Below are 21,740 nucleotides of genomic sequence, written 5' to 3'. Positions count from 1 at the left end.
CCGGCGGATGCCCCAAGCGTCCGCCGGACGCGTATTAGATACGCTCTCCGGTCAGCCGCTGGCACACCATGTCGAGCTGGTCGAGCGTCGAATAGGACAGCGTCAGCGTGCCCCCCTTGGCGCTGTGCGCGACACGCACCGACAAGCCCAGCAGATCGGCCAGCTGATGCTCGAGCGCCGCGAGATCGGGATCGCGCCCCTCGCTGTCGCGCTGGCCGCGCGGCGCGGGCTTGGCAGCGCGCGCCATACGTTCGGTATCGCGCACCGAGAGACCGCGTGCCACGACCTGGTCCGCCAGCGTCTCGACATCGGGCGCACCGATCAGCGCGCGCGCATGCCCCATCGTCAGCGCGCCGTTGACGACGCGTTCCTGCACCGGGGTTGGCAATTCGAGCAGACGCAGCAGATTGGCGATGTGGCTGCGCGACTTGTTGACCAGCTTGCCTAGCGCTTCCTGCGTGTGACCGAAATCCTCGATCAAGCGATGATACGCTTCGGCCTCTTCGATCGCATTGAGGTCTTGCCGCTGGATATTCTCGACGAGCGCGACTTCGAGCGTCTCGGTATCGTCGAACGCCCGCACGATGACCGGCACCTCGTGCAGCCGCGCACGCTGCGCAGCCCGCCAGCGGCGTTCGCCCGCGACGATCTGATAGCCGGTGCCGTGCGGCCGCACGACGATTGGCTGCAACACGCCGCGCAGCGCGATCGATTGCGCGAGTTCCTCGAGTGCGGCTTCGTCGAAGTGCCGCCGCGGCTGGCCCGGATGCGGCGTCAGCGAGCCGACGGGAAGCGAGCGCACACCCGGCGAGGCATTCTCCTTGCCCTCGCCGACGGGCTCTTCGCGCGCCAAATCCCCCATCAAGGCGTTGAGGCCGCGGCCCAATCCCGAACGCGGCTTCGGGCGTGCAATCGGAGGCGTCGAGTCGGTCATGCGGCCCTTGCAGGTTGCGGGGTATCGAAGGCGGGAAGGCGCGCGATCAGCTCACGCGCGAGCGCGATATAGGCTTCCGAGCCGGGGCAGCGATAATCGTAGATCAATGCCGGCAAGCCGTGGCTCGGCGCCTCGGACAAACGCACGTTGCGCGGAATCACCGTGTCGAACACCACGCGACCCAGCACCGCGCGAACGTCGTTCGAGACTTGATCGGTCAGCCGATTGCGACGGTCGTGCATCGTCAGGGCGACACCCATGATCGACAGCGCGGGGTTGAAGCGCTCGCGGATCCGTTCGACTGTGCTCAACAGCTGGCTGAGCCCTTCGAGCGCGAAGAATTCGCACTGCAGCGGCACGAGCAGCGAATTCGACGCGACCATCGCATTGAGCGTCAGCAGACCGAGCGACGGCGGACAATCGATCAGTACGACGTCCCAGCGATGATCCGAGCGGGCGAGGGCGCGCGACAGGCGATGCGTGCGCTCCTCATATTCGACCAGCTCGATTTCTGCACCCGACAGGTCGACCGTCGCGGGTACGATGTCGAGCTTGGGGACGCACGTCGGCATCGCGGCAACGTCGATCGATGTCTCGCCGAGCAGGATGTCGTAGGTCGAATGATGCCGATCGGCGCGCGCGATGCCGAGCCCGGTTGAACAATTGCCTTGCGGATCGAGATCGAGCAGCAACACCCGCAGCCCAGTCGCAGCAAGCGCGGTGCCGAGGTTGATCGCGGTCGTCGTCTTTCCGACACCGCCCTTCTGGTTCGCGACGGCAATGACGTTCATCGGCGTGTCACCCCTGATGCAAGAACGATCAGCGAGTCGGGATCGGTGATACTGTGTTCCACGTGAAACACCCCGTCCCATGCTAGCTGCGCGGCGGTGACATCTGCCAGCGCCGTCCGCCCTTTTGGCAGAATCCAGCACGTTGCGGAAGATGCGCACTTCGCACCCCACGCGAAAAGACTGTCCAACGATGCGACGGCGCGCGCCGAAATAATCCTTGCATCGACAAGGACATCCTCGATCCGCGCGCACTCTACCGTAACGCGCTCGCCGACCCCCATCGCCTCAGCCGCTTGCACCAGAAAGTCCGCGCGGCGGCGACGCGGCTCGACCAGCCAGACCGGTCTATCGGTGAGTGCTGCGACCACAAGTCCTGGGAAACCGGCACCGCTCCCGATGTCGAGCCATACCCCGTCATCCTTGGGGGCGAGCATAAGCAGCTGTGCGGAATCGACAATGTGGCGCGTCCACATCGCGCCCAGCGTCGACGGTGCAATCAGATTCTGCTGTGCGCTTTCGGCGGTGACGATCTCGACGAGCTGTCGCATCGTTGCGAGCCCGTCAGCGCCAAAGTGCTGCGAGACCCAGTCCCGCGCTTCGTCCTCGGTCACGCTGCCTTCTTTCGGATCTGCAGGAGGATCGCCGTCAGCGCCGCCGGAGAGAGGCCACGAATACGACCCGCCGCTGCGAGCGTCGCGGGGCGGGCGGTTTCGAGCCGTTCGATCATCTCGCTCGATAGCCCAGGCACGGTCGAGAAGTGCAAGCCATCGGGAACGGCGATCGTGTCATGCGACCGCATCGCCGCTACCTCGTTCTCCTGCCGCGCAAGATAGGGGGCGTAGCGCGCGTCCTCAGTCGCTTCGGCGAGCAGATCGGCGTCCATCCGTTCGATGAGGTCTGGGGCCACCATCTCGAGTGTCACGCCCGCCACGCGCAGCCATGCGGCGCCCGATCGGCGTTCGGGATCGCTGCCGATCACGGCTCCGCGCGCCATGAGCATTTCGCTTGGCACCGTCTGGTCGAGCACCTGTTCGATTTCGCCACGGCGCTCGATCCGATCCGCAAGCCGCTCGATCCGCGCGGGCAACAAACATCCAAGCTCAGCCGCTATCGGGCTCAAGCGTGTCTCGGCATTGTCGGCGCGCAATCGCAGCCGATATTCGGCGCGAGCGGTGAGCATGCGATAGGGTTCGGTAATGCCTTGCAGCACCAAGTCGTCGATCATCACACCGAGATACGACGATGCTCGGTCGAGCACGATCTCGGGCCGCTCGAGCGCGCGCGCCGCTGCATTGAGCCCCGCCATCAACCCCTGGCCGGCGGCTTCTTCATATCCAGTCGTGCCATTGATTTGCCCGCAGCAATACAAACCTTCGAGCGCGCGGACCTCCAGCGTGGCAGCCAGCGCGCGCGGGTCGATATGGTCATATTCGACAGCGTATCCCGGCGTGAGCATCGTCGTCGCCTCGAGCCCGGGGATTGAGCGAAGCATCGCCGCCTGGATGTCGACGGGCAGCGATGTCGAAATGCCGTTGGGATAGATCGTTGGATCATCGAGACCCTCGGGTTCGAGGAAGATCTGATGGCCGTCGCGGTCTCCGAAGCGGTGGATCTTGTCCTCGATCGACGGACAGTAGCGCGGGCCTGCGCCGGCGATTGCGCCGCCGAACAGCGGCGATCGGTCGAGCCCGGAGCGAATGATCTCATGCGTCTGCGGCGTCGTCCGCGTGATCGCGCAGTGAAGCTGGGGCAGGGGGCGATGCGTCGAAACGGGTGACATCGTCCAAGGCTCGGCGTCGCTTTCCTGCTGCGCCAGCCGCGCCCAGTCGATCGTGCGGCCATCGAGTCGCGGCGGCGTCCCGGTCTTGAGGCGCGCCATCGGGAGGTTGGCAGCGCGGAGCTGCTGCGCGAGCAGGGACGCGCCTGCTTCCCCGACACGCCCGCCTTCGGACCGTTCCTCACCACAGAACATCCGGCCGCCGAGGAAGGTGCCCGTAGCGAGCACGACCGCGCGGGTATGAAGCACCGTACCATCGGCCAAGCGAACACCTGCGACGCTCCCGCTCTCGCTCAGCAGGAGACCGGCGACTTCCCCACCGATAATCTCCAACCCTACTTGCTGTGCTAGCATCGCGTTGATCGCTGCCGCGTAGCGGCGTCGGTCCGCCTGCACGCGTGGGCCCTGAACGGCTGCGCCCTTGCTGCGGTTGAGCATGCGGTAGTGGATACCCGCCGCATCGGTCGCGCGCGCCATCAGGCCGTCGAACGCATCGACCTCGCGGACAAGATGCCCCTTGCCGAGACCCCCGATCGCGGGGTTGCACGACATCGCGCCCACTTTCGCAGGGTCGAAGGTGATCAATGCGGTCCGTGCGCCGCGGCGCGCCGCTGCGGCGGCGGCCTCGGTGCCGGCGTGCCCGCCACCCACTACGATGACGTCGAAATCGTTCATGGGCTTCGCGCTAAATGGCTCGCCGCGATCTGTCAAAGCCGACCGTGTTCCACGTGGAACATCACTTACCGATGCAGAAGCGCGAGAAGATCGCGTCGAGCACGTCCTCGGTTCCGGTGCGCCCCGTGATCGCGTTGAGCGACCGCATCGCGCAGCGCACCTCCTCTGCAACGATCAACAAATCGCTTTGTCCCGCCCGGCGGAGATGTTGCTCGCTTTCGCGCAGCAACGACCGTTGACGATCATTTGTCGCAATCGCATCGGCGACCGGAAGAAGCGCTTGCGCCTCCGCGGCGAGCCGCGCCCACAAGTCGGCTATGCCAGCCCCGCTCTCGGCCGAAACAACGAGCTCAGCGAAAGGGGGAGGGGACGAGCGCGACGACAGGTCTGCACGCGCGTGTACCGCGATATGCGTCGGATCGGCGGGCGGGGTGTCGCCCAGCCACAGCACGATATCCGCCGAGCCCATCGCCGCCTCGGCCCGCGCGATGCCGATCTCTTCGACGATGTCGTTGGGCGTATCCGTCAGACCGGCTGTATCGGTCAGCAGATAGGCGATCCCCCCACGCGTGACCGCGGCCTCGATCCGGTCGCGCGTCGTCCCCGACAATGGCGAGACGATCGCCACGTCGCGCGCCGCGAGCACATTGAGGAGCGTCGATTTCCCACTATTGGGGGGCCCGGCTATCACCACGCGTACGCCGTCGTGCAAACGCTCGACCGGCGGCGTTGCGAGCAGCGCAGCCATCGCATCGGCAATGCCTGCGATGTTGGTCGTGATAGCCTCGACCGCTTCGTCGGGCACGTCATCTTCGTCGGAGAAATCGAGCTGCGCTTCGATGCTCGCAGCCACTGTCACCAACCGGTCCGACCAGTCTTCGATAACGGTGCGCAATCCGCCTTCCGCAATCCGAAGCGCTGCACGACGCTGCGTCTCGGTCTCGGCGCTGAGCAGATCGCCGAGACCTTCGGCTTCGGTCAGATCGAGCACGCCGTTGGTCAACGCACGGCGCGTGAATTCCCCCGGCTCGGCGGCGCGCAGACCCGGTTGCGCAGCCAGGACATCGCCAACCGCCGCCACCACCGCACGCCCGCCGTGAAGATGGAGTTCGACCAGATCCTCACCCGTCGCGGTACGCGGAGCCGGAAAGGTCAGGACCAGCGCACGATCGAGCAATCGCCGGTCGGCAGGATCGCGCAAGGCGCGCACGCCCGCCACGCGCGGCGACGGCAAGGTCCCGGCGAGCGCCGCTGCAACCGCCATCGCCGACGGCCCGCTGATCCGCATGATCGCGATCGCCGCCGGCGGCGGGCCGCTCGAGCAGGCAAAGATCGTGTCGTCCACCACGGCTTATTTCGCTGCGCGCTCGAACATCGTCCGCCACAATCCCATGCTTGCATCGCTGACCGGCGCCCAGCTTCGCATCATGTTCTCGATCAGGTCGGGCGAAACGACGCCATCCATCGAATCGGTCATCATCGACAGATACTTATCGTGGATCGGCGTGAGATCCGGGAGCCCCATGAAAGCACGCGCCTCTTGGGGGGTACAATCGATCTCGACGTTGATCTTCATTACGGCGTCTCCGCTTGAGCCGGCACGAGCCCGGCGGCATAGTCTGCTCATGTATGCGCGCGATATGGCCCGGATCGCAACGCCCGTCGGCGTGATCACGATCAGCGGCGATGACCGCGAACTCCATGCGATCACGCTCGGCGGGGAGGCACCGCTTGTGGCCGGGGCGACCGCACCAGTACGTGCCGCCGCCGAGCAACTGACCGCATGGTTTGCGGGAACACTGACGACCTTCGATCTGGCTTTGTCAGCCGCAGCGTCCGAACGCGGTGCGGCACTGCGTACCGCGATGGTCGCGATCCCCTATGGCGATAAGGTGAGCTACGGAGCGCTCGCCAAGCGTGCTGGGTCGAGTGCGCGGGCGATCGGGCAAGCCTGCGCGCGCAATCCGTTCCCGATCGTGGTGCCATGCCACCGCGTGCTCAATGCCTCGGGATCGCTCGGCGCGTATTCGGCGGGGGAGGGGCCGATCACCAAGCAATGGCTGCTCGCGTTCGAGCGGCGCGGTCGGCGGGATCTGCTGCTTTAGGGATTTGGTTCGCGGGGCGGGCATGGGCAAAGCCCATGCCGTCGGTCGGGTGCGGAATTGCGCCCGCCGGCCGAGCCGGTGCGAGTCCGGCGGCAGCATGCCGCCGGCCGCACTCGGCTATTGATTCATGCTGTCGAAGAAATCTTCGTTGGTCTTCGAATTCTTCATCTTGTCGAGCAGGAACTCCATCGAGTCGATCGTGCCCATCTGCATGAGGATGCGACGCAGCACCCACATCTTCGACAGCTTGCTTTGATCGACCAGCAGCTCTTCCTTGCGCGTGCCCGACTTGCCGACGTCGAGCGCCGGGAAGATCCGCTTGTCGGCGACCTTGCGATCGAGCACGATTTCAGAGTTACCCGTGCCCTTGAATTCCTCGAAGATCACTTCGTCCATGCGGCTGCCGGTATCGATCAGCGCGGTCGCGATGATCGAGAGCGAGCCGCCCTCCTCGATGTTGCGCGCGGCACCAAAGAAGCGCTTCGGCCGCTGCAGCGCATTGGCGTCGACACCACCGGTCAGCACCTTGCCCGACGACGGCACGACGGTGTTGTAGGCACGGCCGAGACGCGTGATCGAGTCGAGCAGGATCACGACGTCCTTCTTGTGCTCGACCAGGCGCTTGGCCTTTTCGATCACCATTTCAGCGACTTGCACGTGGCGCGTCGCGGGTTCGTCAAAAGTCGAGGAGACGACCTCGCCCTTCACCGAACGCTGCATGTCGGTCACTTCCTCGGGGCGCTCGTCGATCAGCAGGACGATCAGGAACACCTCGGGGTGGTTGTCGGTGATCGCCTTGGCGATGTTCTGCAGCATCACCGTCTTGCCGACGCGCGGCGGCGCGACGATCAGCGTGCGCTGGCCCTTGCCCTGCGGCGAGATGATGTCGATGACTCGCGCCGACTTGTCCTTGACGGTCGGGTCGGCGGGATCGAGCGTGAGCTTCTCATCGGGATAGAGTGGCGTGAGATTGTCGAAATTGACGCGATGACGAACCGCGTCGGGATTGTCGAAATTGACCGCGGTCAGCTTGGTCAGCGCGAAATAGCGTTCGCCATCCTTCGGCCCGCGGATCTCGCCTTCGACCGTGTCGCCAGTGCGCAGGCCGAACTTACGGACCTGGTTGGGCGAGATGTAGATGTCGTCAGGGCCGGCGAGATAATTCGCCTCGGGGCTGCGCAGGAAGCCGAAACCGTCGGGCAGCACTTCGATCGTGCCGAGCCCCATGATTTCCTCGCCCTCTTCGGCCTGAACCTTGAGGATCGCGAACATCAGATCCTGCTTGCGCAGCGTCGACGCGCTCTCGATGCCGAGCTCCTCGGCCATCGCGACCAGTTCGGCCGGCTTTTTGTTCTTGAGGTCTTTGAGATGCATGGAGGGCGTCCGGGGCATGAAGATGCGAGGGGGGAGCTTCGGTCGGCGACAGATACGCGACGATGCTAGAGGAAGGATGCCGCGACCGAGCGGGTGGACCCGCCGCATCGTGACACGGCGTTGGAGATACGATCCGGCGCGCGGCGCGTCAAGGCTTGGCGGTTTTTGCGCAAGTGCTGAAGAGCGCGATTATCGGTCGCCCTCCGCACGCGTCGCGTCCCACGCGCAGAGGGCTTCAGGACCTCAGAACGGCTGGACGATCGCGAGGATGACGATGAACGTCACCAGCACCGCCGGCACTTCGTTGATCAGCCGCAGCTGCCGCCCGGTGAGCGTCGGCTTGCCCGCCGCCAGCTTCTTCGAATAGCCGACCGCCCAACCGTGATACCCGCTGAGGATCACCACCAGCAGCAGCTTGAGATGCAGCCAGCCGAGCCCACTCGCGCCCGAGAACAGACCGAGATTGGCGCCGAGCGTCAAGCCGAGCACCCAGACGACGACCATCGCAGGCGTCAGGATGATCTTGCGGATCTTGGCTTCGCGCTCGATCCATTGCGCCGCCTCGGGCGAGCCGATCGCGGCTTCCTGATGATACACCAGATAGCGCGGCAGCATGAACAGCCCCGCCATCCAGAAGATGACGAAGATCAGATGCGCTGCCTTCATCCACGGATAGGCATTGCCGAGCATCCCGATCATCGCGCGCTCCGGACATAGGCGAGCAACTGCTCGACATGCGGGATCGGCGTATCCTGCAGGATGCCGTGGCCGAGATTGAAGATGTGCGGCCGATCGGCGAACGCGGTGAGGATGCGCGACGCGGCCTGTTCCATCGCCGCTCCCCCGGCGATCAGGACGAGCGGATCGAGATTGCCCTGCACCGGCATCCCCTGCGGAAGCGTCCGCGCGGCCCATTCGGGGTCGATCGTTTCGTCGAGCCCGAGCGCATCGACCCCGGTCTCGCGCGCATAAGCAGGAAGCTTCTCGCCCGCGCCCTTGGGAAAGCCGATCACCGGGACGCCGGGGTGGCGCTCATGCAGCGCCGCGACGATCGCGGCATTGGGCGCGATCACCCAACGTTCGAATTGCGCGGGGCTGAGGCTGCCGGCCCAGCTGTCGAACAGCTGCACCGCCTCGACGCCGGCCTCGATCTGGCGTGACAGATATTCGATCGTGCAATCGGCGATCGCGGTGATGATCCGACCAAAAGCGGCAGGGTCGCCATACGCAAAACGCCGCGTCTCGCCCTGATCCTTGCTGCCATGTCCTGCGACCATATAGGTGGCGACGGTCCACGGGCTTCCGGCAAAGCCGAGGAAGGTGGTCTGTGGCGGCAACTGCGCTGCGACCAGGCGCACAGTCGCATACACCGGATCAAGCCGCTCAGGCGCCGCCTGAAGGCTTTCCAGCGCATGATCGACGAGCGGGGGCGTCAGCGCCGGTCCTTCGCCGACACCGAAGCTCAGACCCTGTCCCAGCGCCGAGGGGACCATCAGGATGTCCGAGAACAGGATCGCCCCGTCGAAGCCGAAGCGCCGGATCGGCTGGATCGTCACCTCGGCTGCCGCTTCACTGTCATTGACCAAAGCGAGGAACCCGCCCTTCTCGGCCCGGAGCGCGCGATATTCGGGGAGATAGCGTCCCGCCTGGCGCATCAGCCAGATTGGCGGGGTGGAGGCACGCTCACCCTTGAGCGTGGCGAGCAGCGGCTTGTTTTGCGTCAGCACGATCGGTCTTTCCTCACCCTACTTCTATAAGAATCTAGAATCTTAAAAGGTTGAAGTGGTTGTTGGCACGTTGATAACGGGGCTTATGCCGCCATCCCCAAAATGCCAACAGATTGACGCGGCGCAATCGACGCGCACGCCTTGAGTCGGCGTGCTCGTCCCCATTATCCACAGGCTGTGGGGGGAACCATGGGGTGTTTGCGCGATTGTGGATAGCATCAGGGTTATGCACGGCGGTCGCTCGGCTTTGCGGACGGGCAAAGTTGCGCTAGCGCTTGCCCCCATGTTGTCCACAGTTTCGCCCCGCACCCGTCTCTGATGCGCCTGCATCTCCATCTCCTGTCCGATTCGACCGGCGAAACGCTCGAGAACATCGCCAAGGCCGCGCTCGCGCAATATGACGATGTCGAGACGATCCGGCATTTCTGGCCGATGGTGCGGACGGAGGCGCATCTCGAGCGCATTTTGCAGGAAATCTCGCAAAATCCCGGGTTGGTGCTGTTCACTCTGGTGAACAGCGAGACGCGGCGCACGCTCGAGACGCGCTGTCGTACGCTCGGGCTCCCCGCGGTCGCGCCGCTCGACGCGGTGACGGGCGCGCTGTCGGGCTTGCTTGGTCAGGCGGCGAAGGCCCGCCCGGGGCGGCAGCACGTGCTCGACGCCGCGTATTTCGCGCGAGTCGATGCGATTCAGTTCACGATCGCGCATGACGACGGGATCCTGGCCGAGGAGTGGGAAGAGGCGGACATCCTGCTCGCAGGCGTGTCGCGGTCTTCGAAGACGCCGACGTCGATCTATCTCGCCAATCGCGGCTTCAAGACCGCGAACATCCCGATCGTCGTCGAAAGCCCGCCGCCCGAAAATCTCTTCACGTTGAAGAACCCGATCATCGTCGGCCTTACGACGAGCGCCGATCGGCTGATCCAGGTGCGCCGCAACCGGTTGCTGTCGCTGAATGAAACGACCACCACCGCTTATGTCGACCAAGAAGCGGTGACGCGCGAAGTCGCCTATGCGCGGCGGATGTTCGCCGACAATGGCTGGCCGGTGATCGACGTCACGCGGCGCTCGATCGAGGAAACCGCAGCGGCGATCATTGCGCTCGTCGGCGAACGCCGCGGCGAAACACGAGGTGAAGCATGAAGCTCCTGCTGGCCTCGCAAAGCGCCTCGCGGCGCGCCATGCTGACCGCGGCAAATGTCCCGTTCGTCGCGGTCTCGGCCGGCGTCGATGAGGAATCGGCAAAGGCGGCGTTGCTCGGCGAAGGGCTCGCCGCGCGCGACATGGCCGATGCCTTGGCCGAACTGAAGGCGATCAAGGTTTCGTCGGGTGAGGGGCAAGCGCTTGTGCTCGGTTGCGATTCGGTCGTCGCGCTCGAGGATGGGTCGATGCTCGACAAACCGCGCGACCGGGCCGAGGCGGGCGCGCATCTGCGCCGGCTGTCGGGCAAGCGTCACGAACTCGTCAGCGCCGCGGTGATGGCCGAAGGCGGCCGTCCGGTGTGGCGCGTCGTCGATCGCGCGCGGATGCACGTGCGCCCGCTGTCCGAGGCGTTCATCGAGACCTATCTCGACCTCGAATGGCCCGAGATCTCCGGCTGTGTCGGTTGCTATCGGATCGAGGGCCCGGGCGCGCAATTGTTCAGCCGGATCGAGGGGAGCCAGTTCACCGTGCTCGGCCTGCCTTTGCTGCCGGTGCTCGATTATCTGCGGGTTCGGGGAGTGATGGCGTCATGATGCTGGCCGAAGTGATCGGCGATCCGATCGCGCATTCCAAATCGCCGTTGATCCACGGCTTCTGGATCGAACGCCTCGCGCTCGATGCCGAATATCACCTCTGTCAGGTCGCTGCCGACGGGCTGGCAGCGTATTTCGAGGCGCGCAGTGCCGATCCCGCCTGGCGCGGCTGCAACGTGACGATCCCGCACAAGATCGCGGTGTTCGACCATGTTCCCGATCCCGGTGGCGTCCGCGCGACGATCGGCGCGGCCAATACCGTGTTCCGCGGTGAAGACGGCAAGGTGATCCTGACCAACACCGATGCCGCCGGCTTCTATGCGCCGATCAACCAGCTCGATCTTACCGGCGCGCCGGTCGTGGTGATCGGGGCAGGGGGGGCGGCACGCGCGGTGTTGTTCGCGCTCGCGCGGCTCGACGTCGGTCCGGTGACGATCCTCAACCGCAACGTGCTCAAGGCCGCGGCGTTGCTGTCGTCGTTCGGGCTCAAGGGCAAGGCGCTGCCGCTCGATGCGACGCTCCCGGCCGCGGCCTTGTTGGTCAATGCGAGCGCACTCGGGATGGTCGGGCAACCCCCGCTCGAGCTCGATCTGGCGCCGTTGCCCGAGGATGCAGTGGTGTATGACGTCGTTTATGCACCGCTCGAAACGCGCCTGCTGGCGGCGGCGCGCGACCGCGAGCTCGAGACGGTCGACGGACTCGATATGCTGATCGGCCAGGCCGCGCTCGCGTTCGAGCTGTTCTTTGGCGTCGCCCCACCGCGCGACGAGGCGAGCGACGACGAGCTCCGCGCGCTGCTGACCGCATGACCGCCAAGCGGCCGATCACGATCGGGCTGACCGGGTCGATCGGCATGGGCAAATCGACCGTTGCCGCGATGTTCGCCGACGCCGGCGTGCCGGTGTTCGACGCCGACGCCGCGGTGCACGTGCTGCAAGGGCCGGGTGGCCGCACCGTCGCCGCGATCGAGTCTGCCTTTCCCGGCGTGACCGGGCCGAATGGCGTCGATCGCGCTGCGCTCGGCGCCAAGGTGCTCGGCGACCCGGCGGCACTCGCGCGGCTCGAAGCGATCGTCCATCCGGCGGTCGGCGAGGAGCGCGCGGCCTTCCTGGCGGCGCATGCGAGCGCGCCGATCGTGCTGTTCGACGTTCCCTTGCTGTTCGAAACGGGTGGCGAGTCGCGCGTCGAACGCGTTGTCGTCGTGTCCGCCCCGCCCGAAATTCAACGTGCGCGGGTGCTCGCCCGCACCGGAATGACGCCCGAAAAGCTCGACGCGATTCTCGCCAGGCAGTTGCCGGACGGCGATAAAGTCGCGCGTGCCGACTTCGTCGTGCCGACGGGCGGGTCGATCGATGCGACGCGGCGTGCGGTTAGCGCCATCATCGCTTGCCTCGAAGGGCGCGAGACCCCACTATCCTAGACTTATGCGCGAGATCGTTTTCGATACCGAGACCACAGGCTTCAGTTTTTCCGATGGCGACCGCATGGTCGAGATCGGCTGTCTCGAGATGGTCAACAAGGTCGAGACCGGGCGCACCTTCCACGCCTATTTTCACCCCGAGCGCACGATGCCGCCCGAGGCGCAGCGCGTCCACGGGCTGAGCGACGCGTTCCTCGCCGACAAGCCGCTATTCCCGCAGCTGGTCGAGGATTTGCTGGATTTCATCGGCGACAGCCCGCTCGTCGCGCACAATGCGAGCTTCGATTTCGGCTTTCTCAACGGCGAACTGCAGCGCTGCGGCCGCGCGACGGTTGGGCTGCACCGGATGGTCGATACCGTCGCGATGGCGCGGATGCGCCACCCCGGCGCCAAGCACAGCCTCGATGCGCTGTGTAACCGCTACGGCATCGATCGTAGCCATCGCACCGTCCACGGCGCGTTGCTCGACGCGCAATTGCTCTCGCAAGTCTATGTCGAGCTCACCGGCGGTCGACAGATCGGCCTTGGCCTGGTCAGCGACGTGATCGAGGAGATGGCGCCGACGCAGTCGACCGTGCCGACGACGGTGCGTCCGGCGCGTATCTTCGCAGCCGCCGAGAGCGAACTCGCCCGGCATGCGGCGTTCCTCAAAACCGTGGTCAATCCGTTGTGGGGGAGCGATCCGGCACTGTCTTGAGTTTAAGGGGGTCGAGGCGCCCGACAGGCGTCGTCTACCGCCGATGATCGTCAAAGCGACATCGGCCAGCTAAGGAGAATGCTCATGGATATTCGGGTTTCCGGCCATCAGGTCGAAACGGGCGAGGCGCTCAGGACCCATGTCGACGAGCGACTCCAGGGCATAGCCACCAAATATTTCGCGCGCGCCATCTCGGCGCAGGTCACCTTCGGCAAGGGGCCGCACGACAATCGCTTCACCGCCGACATCGTCGCGCACGTGATGCAGGGGTTGATCCTCAAGGCACATGGCGATGCCGCGGATGCGCATCTCGCCTTCGACGCTGCCGCCGCCAAGGTTGAGAAGCAGCTGCGGCGCTACATGCGCCGCCTCAAGGATCGCAATGCTGGGGTGGCGAGTGCAGCGGCGGCACAAGCGGCCGATGCCGACAATGCCGGCTATACGCTGTTCCAGGAGAGCACCACTGAGGAGGAGGTCGAGGACTTCCCGCTGATCGTCGCCGAAACGCGCGTCGACGTGCCCGATGCCTCGGTGTCCGATGCCGTGATGATGCTCGACCTGCGCAACACCGCGGCCTTGCTGTTCCGCAACAGCGTATCGGGCACCTACAACATGGTCTATCGCCGTGGCGACGGGACGATCGGCTGGGTCGAGCCGCACCGCGAAGCGTAAGGCCATCGGCGGCCCTGCGCCGATGTCCTAGCATAAGGCTCGTGCTTTCGCCGATGACCGATCGGCGCTATGGGCTCGCTCAAAGCCTCCGCTTTGGGCGGGCCCAAGGACTAACATGACCGATCTGCACGATATTCTCGCGTCCGACGCCGTGCTCGAACGCGTCAGCGCCGGCACGCGCAAGGCGCTGTTCCAGCAGCTCGCAGCGACCGCGGCGAGCGTATACGGGGTAGATGCCAGCGCGGTGGCCGAAGTGGTCGGGACGCGCGAGAAGCTCGGTTCGACCGGGTTCGGCGGGGGCGTTGCGACGCCGCACGGCAAGTTGCCCGGGCTGGACCACGTCTGCGGCGTTTTCGCCCGGCTCGCCCAGCCGATCGATTTCGACTCGGTTGACGACATGCCCGTCGACATCGTCTTCATGCTGCTGTCGCCACCCGATGCCGGTGCGACTCATCTCAAGGCGCTGGCGCGCGTGTCGCGCGCGCTGCGCGATCAGGCGTTCGTCGCGAAATTGCGTGGCGCAGGGTCGCGCGATGCGCTTGTTGCGTTGCTGTCCGCCGATCAGACGTGCGATGCCGCTTAACGACGGCCCGGCCCCGGCGGGAGAACAGGCGCATTTCCGTGCGCTCGAATCGCTCTATGCCGCGGCACCGATCAATCGCTTGTTCGAGTCGACGCTTGAAATCCCCGAAGCCGGGCTCGCGCGGATCCATTTCACGATCGACGAGCGCTTCTTCCACGCCGCGGGCGCCGCGCACGGCACGAGCTATTTCAAGATGCTCGACGACGCTGCGTTCTACGCCGCGAACAGCCTTGTGACCGATCGCTTCCTGCTGACCACCGCGTACAATCTGCTGCTGACCAAGCCGCTCCGCGCGGGGCCGGTGATTGCAGAGGGCCGTTGGGTATCGGGGCATCGGCGTGTGTTCGTCGCCGAGGCGCGCTTGATCGATGCTAGCGGCGATGAAGCCGCGCGTGGCACGGGCACCTTCATGCGCTCGCAGATCGCGCTTGCCGGATTGCCAGGGTACCGCCCTGCATGAGCGACACGCTGGCGAGCGGAATTCTGGTGTCGGCCCTGCTCAAACGCGTCAACGATGCTGGTGGGATGGGGATGGTGCGGGCCAGGGGTGACGCAGATTCCGGCGCGATCCTGATGATTTTGAACGATGGTCCGGGGCGCTCACGGCTGGTCGAGCGCGGACGGGACTCGCTCGGCAAACGGGCGCTCATTGCTGCGGGGCCAAGCGGCGCGAGCGATCCGATGACGTGCGATACCTATTGGCGACGCCGACGCGAGCGGGATCCCGACCTGTGGGTTATCGAACTGGATATCCCGTCGGCAGAACGATTCGCCGCAGAAACGATCCTCGACGATTGACCGAGCGGCCCCGCGCAGGGATAGGCAAAGCTCTAGTCAGGGCGTTGTGTCGTGCCGGGTGCGATCCGGAATGATTACGCAGTCGGGGGGCTGTCCGGAAGGGCGACGTATGTCGACCCTATCCGTGCACCAACCGCATTTTAGTCGTCTTCATGTCGTTTTCGAATCGCGTCGCATCCATCGTGACGCTGACCTTTACCGTCGCTGCTCTCATCGGCTTCGGAACGCCTGGGTTCGCCCAGGAAATCAATCGTGCTATCAACGTGCCGTCCGCGCTTTCGGTTCCGCAGACGCCCCAGATGATCCCGGCGATCGCCACGACCCAGTCGGCTGATCCCGTAACCGCTCCTTCGCAAGAGTCCGACGCAGAGCAGGATGGCGATACCGTTGCTTACGGTACGCTCGATGCCGCTGTCGCTGCGCAGCCTGGCCCCGAAGCGATGAACGACGAACTTCAGTGCATGGCCGGCGCGATCTATTTCGAGGCGAAGGGCGAACCACTGAGCGGCCAGCTCGCTGTCGCCGAGGTGATCCTCAACCGTTCGAAGTCGGGGCGCTTCCCCAAGGGTGTGTGTTCGGTCGTGACCCAGAAGGGTCAGTTCTCTTTCGTTCGCGGTGGCCATGTCCCCGAGATCGCCCCGAACAAGCAGTATCGCACCGCCGTCGCGGTCGCGCGTGTCGCGCTCGCCGACGCGTGGGACAGCCCCGCGTCGGACGCGATGTACTTTCACGCGCGCCGCGCTGCGCCGGGCTGGCACCGCGTTCAGGTCGCTGCGATCGGCAACCATCTTTTCTACCGCTGAGACGCGCGCGTCCTCTTGGACGCGTTCGTGAAATGTTCTAGGGTCGGGTGATGCTCCTCACGCCCGATCCTTCCGCATTTCCCAGCGGCGCCAGCGCCAAATTTCCCGGCTCGTCGCTCTGCGCAGCCGATGTCGCGCGTGGCACGACCCGGATGCTGCTTCGCCACGATCTGGTCGCGCTGAGCGAGGTGCCGCTCGATGGCAATCGTCGCGCCGATCTGATGGCGATCGATGCGCGCGGCCAGATCGTCATTGTCGAAATCAAGGTCTCGCGCGCCGATCTGCTCGGCGACGGCAAATGGACCGACTATCTCGGATGCTGCGATCGCTATTATTGGGCGGTCCCTGCGGGGTTCGACGCATCGCCACTCGATGGCGCAGCTTTCCTACCCGAGCGCACCGGGATCATCGTCGCCGATCGCTATGATGCCGCGGTGGTCCGCGATGCGCATACCGAGCCGTTGTCGGCAGCGACGCGTAAGCGCGCGACGCTCGCGTTTGGGCGTCGGGCAGGGCGGCGCTTGATCGCGCTTACCGATCCCGAAGCACAGGTCATGCTCTAGGCGACGCCCTACGAGTGTTCCACGTGGAGCAATCTCAGAGCGTTGGCCCCGAAACTGCCTTGCGAACCTTTTTGGGGCTGGCCTCGATCATTTGCGCGATGCTCGGCGAGCGCTTGTCCTGCTGTGCATATTCGCGCGCGGAAAAGCCCTGGAGATGATCGGCCTGGTCGGGATCGGCGCCAAGATCGAGCAGAGTGCGCACGAGCGACTGGTCACGACGCTGGACCGCGATGATCAACGGCGTCTCGCCGCGCGCGTCGGCGAGGTTGACGTTGCCCCCGCTCTTGGCGAGCGCATCGACCATTTCCTTGCGCCCGAGCCGGGTCGCCAGCAGCATCGCGGTCTCGCCCTTGTCGTCGCGGAGATTGGCGTCGGCACCCTTCGACAGCAGATACGAAACATAGGCCATGTCGCCGCGCCGGACGACGATGTGGAGCGCGCCTTCGCCGGTCGAGCGATCGCGCGTGTTGACCAAGGTCACGCCAGGCTTCTCGAGCGCGGCGATCACTTCATCGTTCTTCGCGTCTTTCACCGACTGGAGGAACTTGTATCCGGCCGACTGACCGATCTGCGCCATGGCGGGCGTGGAAACCAGCGCTAGCGGCGTGGCCGCGAGCAATGCGAAGGCGAGCGATGCAGTACGAAGGGTCATCGAAAAGGTCCTGGCTAGGTCGAGCGATGCGATCGGGAAAAGCTCAAAAGCTTGCGCCGATCGGACTAACAGATCATGGCTGGCGATGCCATGAACCAGATTGCCCGCACGCTGTGCGCGCTGTTGCTGACCGCATCGACGGTCGGCTGTAGCGGCTCTCCCGCCCCGACCCGCGCCCCGCTCGACGGGGTCAAGATCGGTGTCCCGTTCCAACTGATCGATCAGGACGGAAAGCCGCGCAGCGATCGCGACTTTGCCGGTCGCTATCGCGTCCTGTATTTCGGTTACACCTTCTGCCCCGATGTGTGCCCGACCGATCTCCAGACGATCGGCGCGGGGCTGCGTGCGTTCGAGGCGCAGGACGCGAAGCGCGCGGCAACGGTCGTGCCGATCTTCGTCTCGGTCGATCCGAAGCGGGATACGCCCGCCGTGCTCAAACCGTATGTCGCGGCGTTCCATTCGCGAATGGTTGGGCTGACCGGCTCGCCCGAAACCATCGCGGCGGTCGCCAAGGGGTACGGGGTTACGGTCGAACTCGAGAAACCCAATGCCGAGGGCGCGTATCTCGTCGCGCACAGCCGCTTCGCGGTGCTGATGGATCCGGCTGGCAAGCCGGTGGTTCTCCTGCCCGCGGACAAGACGCCGAACGATGTCGCGGCCGAGCTCGACCGGTGGGTGAAATGAGCGGAAAATTCTGGGAAGAACCGATCGACACGCTCGATCGCGGGCAGTGGGAAGCCTTGTGTGACGGGTGTGGCAAATGCTGCGTCCACAAGCTCGAGGATGAGGAGACGGGCGAGCTGCTGCCGACCAACGTGTCGTGCCGTCTGCTCGATCGCGCGACGGCGCAATGCTCGAACTACAAACATCGCCACGCCTATGTCAGCGAGTGCGTGCGATTGAGCCGCGACAATGTCCGGACGATCGACTGGCTGCCGGCGACCTGCGCCTATCGTTTGCGCGCCGCCGACGAGCCGCTCCACGACTGGCATTATCTCGTGTCGGGCGACCGCGAGTCGGTGCACCGCGCTGGGCAATCGGTGCGCGGTTGGACGATTTCGGAAGATGATGCCGGCGAGCTCGAATATCATCTGGTCGACCGCGAATTGTGAGCAGCGCGATCGAGGTCGTCCGCAACGCGCGAGCGCGGCGCGCGCGGCTGTCGGTCGATAGCGCGACCGGGCGCGTACGCCTGGTCCTGCCGCCGCGCGCGCCGCTCAAGAAGGCGCTCGCCTGGGCGGAGGAAAAGGCCGGGTGGATCGCCGAGCAACGCGCGCGTTTGCCACAAGCGCAGCCGTTCGAACCCGGCGGGACGATCCCGTTCGGCGACGCTTGCCTGACGATCGCCTGGGAGCCGAGCGCATCCCGAACGGTGAAGCGCGTCGGCGATACTTTGCACTGCGGGGGTACGCTCAATGGCGTGTCGCGACGGATCGCGACTTGGCTCAAGCGCGAAGCGCTACGGGTGTTGAGCGCGGAGACCGACGAGTTCGCTGATCGGGCAGGCGTTACCGTCACCAAGGTCGCGGTTGGCGATCCCAAGACGCGCTGGGGAAGCTGCGCTGCGTCGGGGACAATCCGTTACAGCTGGCGGTTGATCCTGATGCCCGATTTCGTCCGCCGATCGACCGTCGCGCACGAAGTCGCGCACCGGCTCCATATGGACCATAGCGCGCGCTTCTACCGTGTGCTCGAAATGCTCGACGAACGCGATCCCGACGAATCGCGCCGCTGGTTGCGCGCCAACGGCGCGGCGCTTCACTGGGTCGGCCGCGAGTCCTGACGCTCGTCGTAGCGGTCGGGCGGCGTCATCGCTGGTCGATCGCGCGGGACACGATTCGGATTGGGGGCAGGGCGGGGGGCATCGCGTCCGAGGACATGGTCGAGCCAGCCCTGATCGAGCCGCTGGGTATCGTCCGGGCGGTTCTGCTCGGTCTGCGGCTGGGTATCTGACCCACGGGTGATGCGCGGATCGGCACTGCGCGGGACGATCGGATTGCCGTCGGCATCGACTTGCGGCTCAGCCGGCGTCGCGCGTCCCGAATCGACTGGATTGCCGTTCTCGTCGACGAACAGGCCGTTATCCGCCTCGCCGAAATACGATTCCTGGTCGGGTTCGAGCTGATATTCGGGCAGCGTCACCTTGGTATCGAACTGTTCGACCGGGCGCGATGCGACCGCGGTCCGCATGAAGGCGGCGAACGCCTTGGCCGGCGCCGTGCCGCCGTGGAGCCCGGCGATCGGCTTAGCATCGTCACGCCCCATCCACACACCGGTGGTGAGGCCGCTCGAGAAGCCGAGGAACCAGCCATCCTTGCTCGACGTCGTCGTCCCGGTCTTGCCCGCGACCGGGCGTCCGATCTGGGCAGCCTTGCCGGTGCCGGTATTGACCGTCGTCTGGAGCAGGTCGGTCATTTCCGCAGCGACATAGGGCGCGACCAGCACATGACTGGTATCGACCGATTGCGCGTAGATCGTCTCGCCCGATGCGGTCACCTTGGTGATGCCGTACGGCGTGACCGCGACGCCCTTGTTGCCGACGCTCGCAAAAGCGCGCGTCATGTCGAGCAAACGGACCTCGGAGGTGCCAAGCACCATCGAGGGATGCGTGTTGACCTTGGTGGTGATGCCGAACCGCCGTGCCATGTCGGCGACGGTCGAGAAGCCGACTTCCTGGCCGAGCTTGGCGGCGACGGTGTTGAGCGAATACGCAAATGCCGTACGCAGGCTCACTGCACCGCTGTTGCGGCGCGAATCGTTGCGAGGGCTCCAGCCATCGATCGTGATCGGCTCGTCGACGATCGAATCCTCAGGCTTATGCCCGGCCTCGAGCGCGGCGAGATAGACGAACAGCTTGAACGCCGATCCGGGCTGCCGGATCGCCTGCGTCGCGCGATTGTAGATCGAGCTGACATAATCCGTCCCGCCGACCATCGCGCGCACCGCCCCATCGCGGTCGATCGCGACGAGCGCACCTTGCGCGCCGCGCGGAGCATTCTGCTGGATCGCCGCATCGGCAGCGCGCTGCATGGTGAGGTCGAGCGTGGTCCATACTTCGAGCGGACGCTGCGTCTCGTCGATCAGCATTTCGAGCTGGGGGAGCGCCCAGTCGGTGAAATAGCGCACGCTGTTCTGCCGCGCCTCGGGGACGAAGGCGACCTTGTCGATCTCGGCCTCGTCGGCTTGCGCCGGCGTGATCACGCCGGTTTCCTGCATCAGCTTGAGCACGACTCCGGCACGACCGCGCGCAGCCGCGATATCGGCGGTCGGAGAGTAATTGGAAGGCGCCTTGACGAGCCCCGCGATCACCGCCGCCTCGGTCAGGCTGAGATGATCGGCGCCGTGCCCGAAGAATTTGCGCGATGCGGCATCGATCCCGTACGCGCCGCCGCCGAAATAGACCTTGTTGAGGTAGAGCTCGAGCACCTCGTCCTTGCTGAACTTGCGTTCGAGCGCGAGCGCGAGGATCCCCTCGCGGACCTTGCGGCCCCATTGCTTGTTCGAATTGAGGAAGATGTTGCGCGCAATCTGCTGCGTGATCGTCGATCCGCCCTGGCGCCAATGCCCGCGCTCGATGCGAACCTGGATCGAGCGCACCATGCCGATCGGGTCGACCCCGATATGCGAGCGGAAGCGACGATCCTCGACCGAAATCATCGCGTCGCGCATCACCTTGGGGATGCGGTCATACGGCAGCCATTCGCCATAGCTCGGCCCCATAGAGACGATCACCGTGCCGTCGGCGGCGTGGACGCGGATCATCTGGCCGTTGGGCGACGATTTCAACGCATCGAAACTCGGCAACTGCCCTTCCGATACATAGACGGTGATCGCGAGCACGATCGCCCCGAGCACCGCGAACCCAGCGCCAAGCTGGAGAACAAAGACGCTCCAACGGCGCCAGGCAGGCGCGCGTTTGGAGCGGGGCGAAGGAGCGGATGAGCGGGCCATGAAGCAGCGTAGCGTTAGGCTTTGCCGGGCACCCCGACAAGCCGTAGCCGGCTAGCTCAGTCCTTCATCTCGTCGCTGCCGGCACTCTCCCGGGCGCGAAAGTCGAGGCTGAGCGAGTTCATGCAATAGCGCAGGCCGGTCGGCGGCGGGCCGTCGGGGAAGACATGGCCGAGATGGCCGTCGCAGCGCGCGCAGCGCGCTTCGGTGCGAACCATGCCGTGGCTGACATCGCTATGCTCGATGACGTGCTCGGGCGAGATCGGCTGGGTGAAGCTCGGCCAGCCCGATCCCGAATCATATTTGTCGGCCGAATCGAACAACGGCAGTGCGCATCCGCCGCAGCGATAGATGCCATCAGCCTTGTTGTTGTCGTAACGGCCGGAAAAGGCGCGCTCCGTGCCGGCTTCGCGCAGCACGTGATAGGCCTCGGGGCTCAACTTCTTGCGCCACTCCGTTTCGGACAGGGTGATGTGATCCATGCG

General features: G+C 65.4%; 27 protein-coding genes. 15 read left to right on the top strand and 12 right to left on the bottom strand.

Annotation, left to right across the window (positions count from 1 at the left end; genetic code table 11):
* Positions 1 to 34: 34 nt before the first annotated feature.
* From QN347_RS04110 to QN347_RS04085, 6 genes are all read right to left on the bottom strand, one after another.
* Complete coding sequence (locus tag QN347_RS04110) at positions 35 to 862, bottom strand: ParB/RepB/Spo0J family partition protein (protein WP_416194514.1); 828 nt, start codon at positions 860 to 862, stop codon at positions 35 to 37.
* A 68-nt stretch (positions 863 to 930) separates the two neighbouring features.
* The gene (locus tag QN347_RS04105) at positions 931 to 1,725 is read right to left on the bottom strand and encodes a ParA family protein (protein WP_133191285.1); all 795 of its coding nucleotides are present in this window, start codon (positions 1,723 to 1,725) and stop codon (positions 931 to 933) included.
* On the bottom strand, positions 1,722 to 2,336 hold the full coding sequence (locus QN347_RS04100; protein ID WP_322161563.1) for a 16S rRNA (guanine(527)-N(7))-methyltransferase RsmG: 615 nt from the start codon (positions 2,334 to 2,336) through the stop codon (positions 1,722 to 1,724). The genes QN347_RS04105 and QN347_RS04100 overlap by 4 nt, the downstream gene beginning before the upstream one ends.
* Positions 2,333 to 4,177, bottom strand: a complete 1,845-nt coding sequence (gene mnmG / locus QN347_RS04095; RefSeq protein WP_322161561.1) for a tRNA uridine-5-carboxymethylaminomethyl(34) synthesis enzyme MnmG — start codon at positions 4,175 to 4,177, stop codon at positions 2,333 to 2,335. Before mnmG ends, QN347_RS04100 begins: the two co-directional genes overlap by 4 nt.
* A gap of 61 nt (positions 4,178 to 4,238) precedes the next feature.
* On the bottom strand, positions 4,239 to 5,522 hold the full coding sequence (mnmE, locus tag QN347_RS04090; RefSeq protein WP_322161559.1) for a tRNA uridine-5-carboxymethylaminomethyl(34) synthesis GTPase MnmE: 1,284 nt from the start codon (positions 5,520 to 5,522) through the stop codon (positions 4,239 to 4,241).
* A 6-nt stretch (positions 5,523 to 5,528) separates the two neighbouring features.
* Positions 5,529 to 5,753, bottom strand: coding sequence for a DUF6489 family protein (locus QN347_RS04085; protein WP_189676511.1), 225 nt, complete (start codon positions 5,751 to 5,753; stop codon positions 5,529 to 5,531).
* A 49-nt stretch (positions 5,754 to 5,802) separates the two neighbouring features.
* Here QN347_RS04085 and QN347_RS04080 point away from each other — a divergent pair, with 49 nt between their 5' ends.
* Positions 5,803 to 6,282: a methylated-DNA--[protein]-cysteine S-methyltransferase gene (locus QN347_RS04080; RefSeq protein ID WP_322161556.1), complete on the top strand. Its 480-nt coding sequence runs from the start codon at positions 5,803 to 5,805 to the stop codon at positions 6,280 to 6,282.
* 117 nt (positions 6,283 to 6,399) lie between these two features.
* Here the strand turns inward: QN347_RS04080 and rho are convergent, their stop codons facing one another.
* The 3 genes from rho to hemE form a co-directional block, all read right to left on the bottom strand.
* Complete coding sequence (gene rho / locus QN347_RS04075; protein ID WP_133191273.1) at positions 6,400 to 7,656, bottom strand: transcription termination factor Rho; 1,257 nt, start codon at positions 7,654 to 7,656, stop codon at positions 6,400 to 6,402.
* A 243-nt stretch (positions 7,657 to 7,899) separates the two neighbouring features.
* Entirely contained in the window at positions 7,900 to 8,355 is a 456-nt protein-coding gene (locus tag QN347_RS04070; RefSeq protein ID WP_322161553.1) for a CopD family protein, read from the bottom strand.
* A complete protein-coding gene (gene hemE / locus QN347_RS04065) occupies positions 8,352 to 9,383 on the bottom strand; it encodes a uroporphyrinogen decarboxylase (protein ID WP_322161552.1) in 1,032 nt (343 codons plus the stop codon). Before hemE ends, QN347_RS04070 begins: the two co-directional genes overlap by 4 nt.
* 315 nt (positions 9,384 to 9,698) lie before the next feature.
* Between hemE and QN347_RS04060 the strand changes: the two genes are divergently transcribed.
* The 11 genes from QN347_RS04060 to QN347_RS04010 all read left to right on the top strand — a co-directional run bounded on the left by QN347_RS04060 (position 9,699) and on the right by QN347_RS04010 (position 16,655).
* Positions 9,699 to 10,526, top strand: a complete 828-nt coding sequence (locus tag QN347_RS04060) for a pyruvate, water dikinase regulatory protein (RefSeq protein ID WP_133191269.1) — start codon at positions 9,699 to 9,701, stop codon at positions 10,524 to 10,526.
* Positions 10,523 to 11,119, top strand: coding sequence for a Maf family protein (locus QN347_RS04055; RefSeq protein ID WP_189676515.1), 597 nt, complete (start codon positions 10,523 to 10,525; stop codon positions 11,117 to 11,119). The genes QN347_RS04060 and QN347_RS04055 overlap by 4 nt, the downstream gene beginning before the upstream one ends.
* Complete coding sequence (locus tag QN347_RS04050; RefSeq protein WP_322161550.1) at positions 11,116 to 11,928, top strand: shikimate dehydrogenase; 813 nt, start codon at positions 11,116 to 11,118, stop codon at positions 11,926 to 11,928. Before QN347_RS04055 ends, QN347_RS04050 begins: the two co-directional genes overlap by 4 nt.
* Positions 11,925 to 12,539: a dephospho-CoA kinase gene (coaE, locus tag QN347_RS04045; protein ID WP_322161549.1), complete on the top strand. Its 615-nt coding sequence runs from the start codon at positions 11,925 to 11,927 to the stop codon at positions 12,537 to 12,539. Before QN347_RS04050 ends, coaE begins: the two co-directional genes overlap by 4 nt.
* 4 nt (positions 12,540 to 12,543) lie before the next feature.
* Positions 12,544 to 13,236 (top strand): DNA polymerase III subunit epsilon, encoded by a 693-nt coding sequence (dnaQ, locus tag QN347_RS04040; protein WP_322161548.1) that lies wholly within the window; start codon positions 12,544 to 12,546, stop codon positions 13,234 to 13,236.
* An 84-nt stretch (positions 13,237 to 13,320) separates the two neighbouring features.
* A complete protein-coding gene (gene hpf / locus QN347_RS04035; RefSeq protein WP_322161546.1) occupies positions 13,321 to 13,908 on the top strand; it encodes a ribosome hibernation-promoting factor, HPF/YfiA family in 588 nt (195 codons plus the stop codon).
* Between the two features lie 115 nt (positions 13,909 to 14,023).
* The gene (locus QN347_RS04030) at positions 14,024 to 14,491 is read left to right on the top strand and encodes a PTS sugar transporter subunit IIA (RefSeq protein WP_322161545.1); all 468 of its coding nucleotides are present in this window, start codon (positions 14,024 to 14,026) and stop codon (positions 14,489 to 14,491) included.
* The gene (locus QN347_RS04025; RefSeq protein ID WP_189676520.1) at positions 14,481 to 14,951 is read left to right on the top strand and encodes a PaaI family thioesterase; all 471 of its coding nucleotides are present in this window, start codon (positions 14,481 to 14,483) and stop codon (positions 14,949 to 14,951) included. Before QN347_RS04030 ends, QN347_RS04025 begins: the two co-directional genes overlap by 11 nt.
* Positions 14,948 to 15,289, top strand: coding sequence for a DUF1491 family protein (locus QN347_RS04020; protein ID WP_322161543.1), 342 nt, complete (start codon positions 14,948 to 14,950; stop codon positions 15,287 to 15,289). The genes QN347_RS04025 and QN347_RS04020 overlap by 4 nt, the downstream gene beginning before the upstream one ends.
* Positions 15,290 to 15,441: 152 nt before the next feature.
* Positions 15,442 to 16,092, top strand: a complete 651-nt coding sequence (locus QN347_RS04015) for a cell wall hydrolase (RefSeq protein WP_322161542.1) — start codon at positions 15,442 to 15,444, stop codon at positions 16,090 to 16,092.
* A 50-nt stretch (positions 16,093 to 16,142) separates the two neighbouring features.
* Positions 16,143 to 16,655, top strand: coding sequence for an MmcB family DNA repair protein (locus QN347_RS04010; protein ID WP_322161540.1), 513 nt, complete (start codon positions 16,143 to 16,145; stop codon positions 16,653 to 16,655).
* 34 nt (positions 16,656 to 16,689) lie between these two features.
* On the opposite strand, the gene QN347_RS04005 is transcribed toward QN347_RS04010, so the two are convergent.
* A complete protein-coding gene (locus QN347_RS04005) occupies positions 16,690 to 17,307 on the bottom strand; it encodes an ankyrin repeat domain-containing protein (protein WP_322161538.1) in 618 nt (205 codons plus the stop codon).
* Between the two features lie 75 nt (positions 17,308 to 17,382).
* Between QN347_RS04005 and QN347_RS04000 the strand changes: the two genes are divergently transcribed.
* Genes QN347_RS04000 through QN347_RS03990 form a run of 3 tightly spaced genes read left to right on the top strand, consistent with a single transcriptional unit; the run spans position 17,383 to position 19,090 of the window.
* Positions 17,383 to 17,991 (top strand): SCO family protein, encoded by a 609-nt coding sequence (locus QN347_RS04000; protein ID WP_322161536.1) that lies wholly within the window; start codon positions 17,383 to 17,385, stop codon positions 17,989 to 17,991.
* The gene (locus QN347_RS03995) at positions 17,988 to 18,419 is read left to right on the top strand and encodes a YcgN family cysteine cluster protein (RefSeq protein ID WP_133191243.1); all 432 of its coding nucleotides are present in this window, start codon (positions 17,988 to 17,990) and stop codon (positions 18,417 to 18,419) included. The genes QN347_RS04000 and QN347_RS03995 overlap by 4 nt, the downstream gene beginning before the upstream one ends.
* Entirely contained in the window at positions 18,416 to 19,090 is a 675-nt protein-coding gene (locus QN347_RS03990; protein ID WP_322161534.1) for a SprT family zinc-dependent metalloprotease, read from the top strand. The genes QN347_RS03995 and QN347_RS03990 overlap by 4 nt, the downstream gene beginning before the upstream one ends.
* Here the strand turns inward: QN347_RS03990 and QN347_RS03985 are convergent.
* Both QN347_RS03985 and msrB read right to left on the bottom strand, forming a co-directional pair.
* Complete coding sequence (locus QN347_RS03985; protein ID WP_322161532.1) at positions 19,066 to 21,258, bottom strand: PBP1A family penicillin-binding protein; 2,193 nt, start codon at positions 21,256 to 21,258, stop codon at positions 19,066 to 19,068. The genes QN347_RS03990 and QN347_RS03985 overlap by 25 nt on opposite strands.
* A gap of 56 nt (positions 21,259 to 21,314) precedes the next feature.
* Positions 21,315 to 21,737, bottom strand: coding sequence for a peptide-methionine (R)-S-oxide reductase MsrB (msrB, locus tag QN347_RS03980; RefSeq protein WP_189676528.1), 423 nt, complete (start codon positions 21,735 to 21,737; stop codon positions 21,315 to 21,317).
* Positions 21,738 to 21,740: the final 3 nt, after the last annotated feature.

Origin of the sequence: Sphingomonas sp. 10B4, assembly GCF_035019905.1 — a bacterium.
Taxonomy (GTDB): Bacteria; Pseudomonadota; Alphaproteobacteria; order Sphingomonadales; family Sphingomonadaceae; genus Sphingomonas; species Sphingomonas glacialis.
This window is presented reverse-complemented; position numbering and strand designations above follow the sequence as displayed.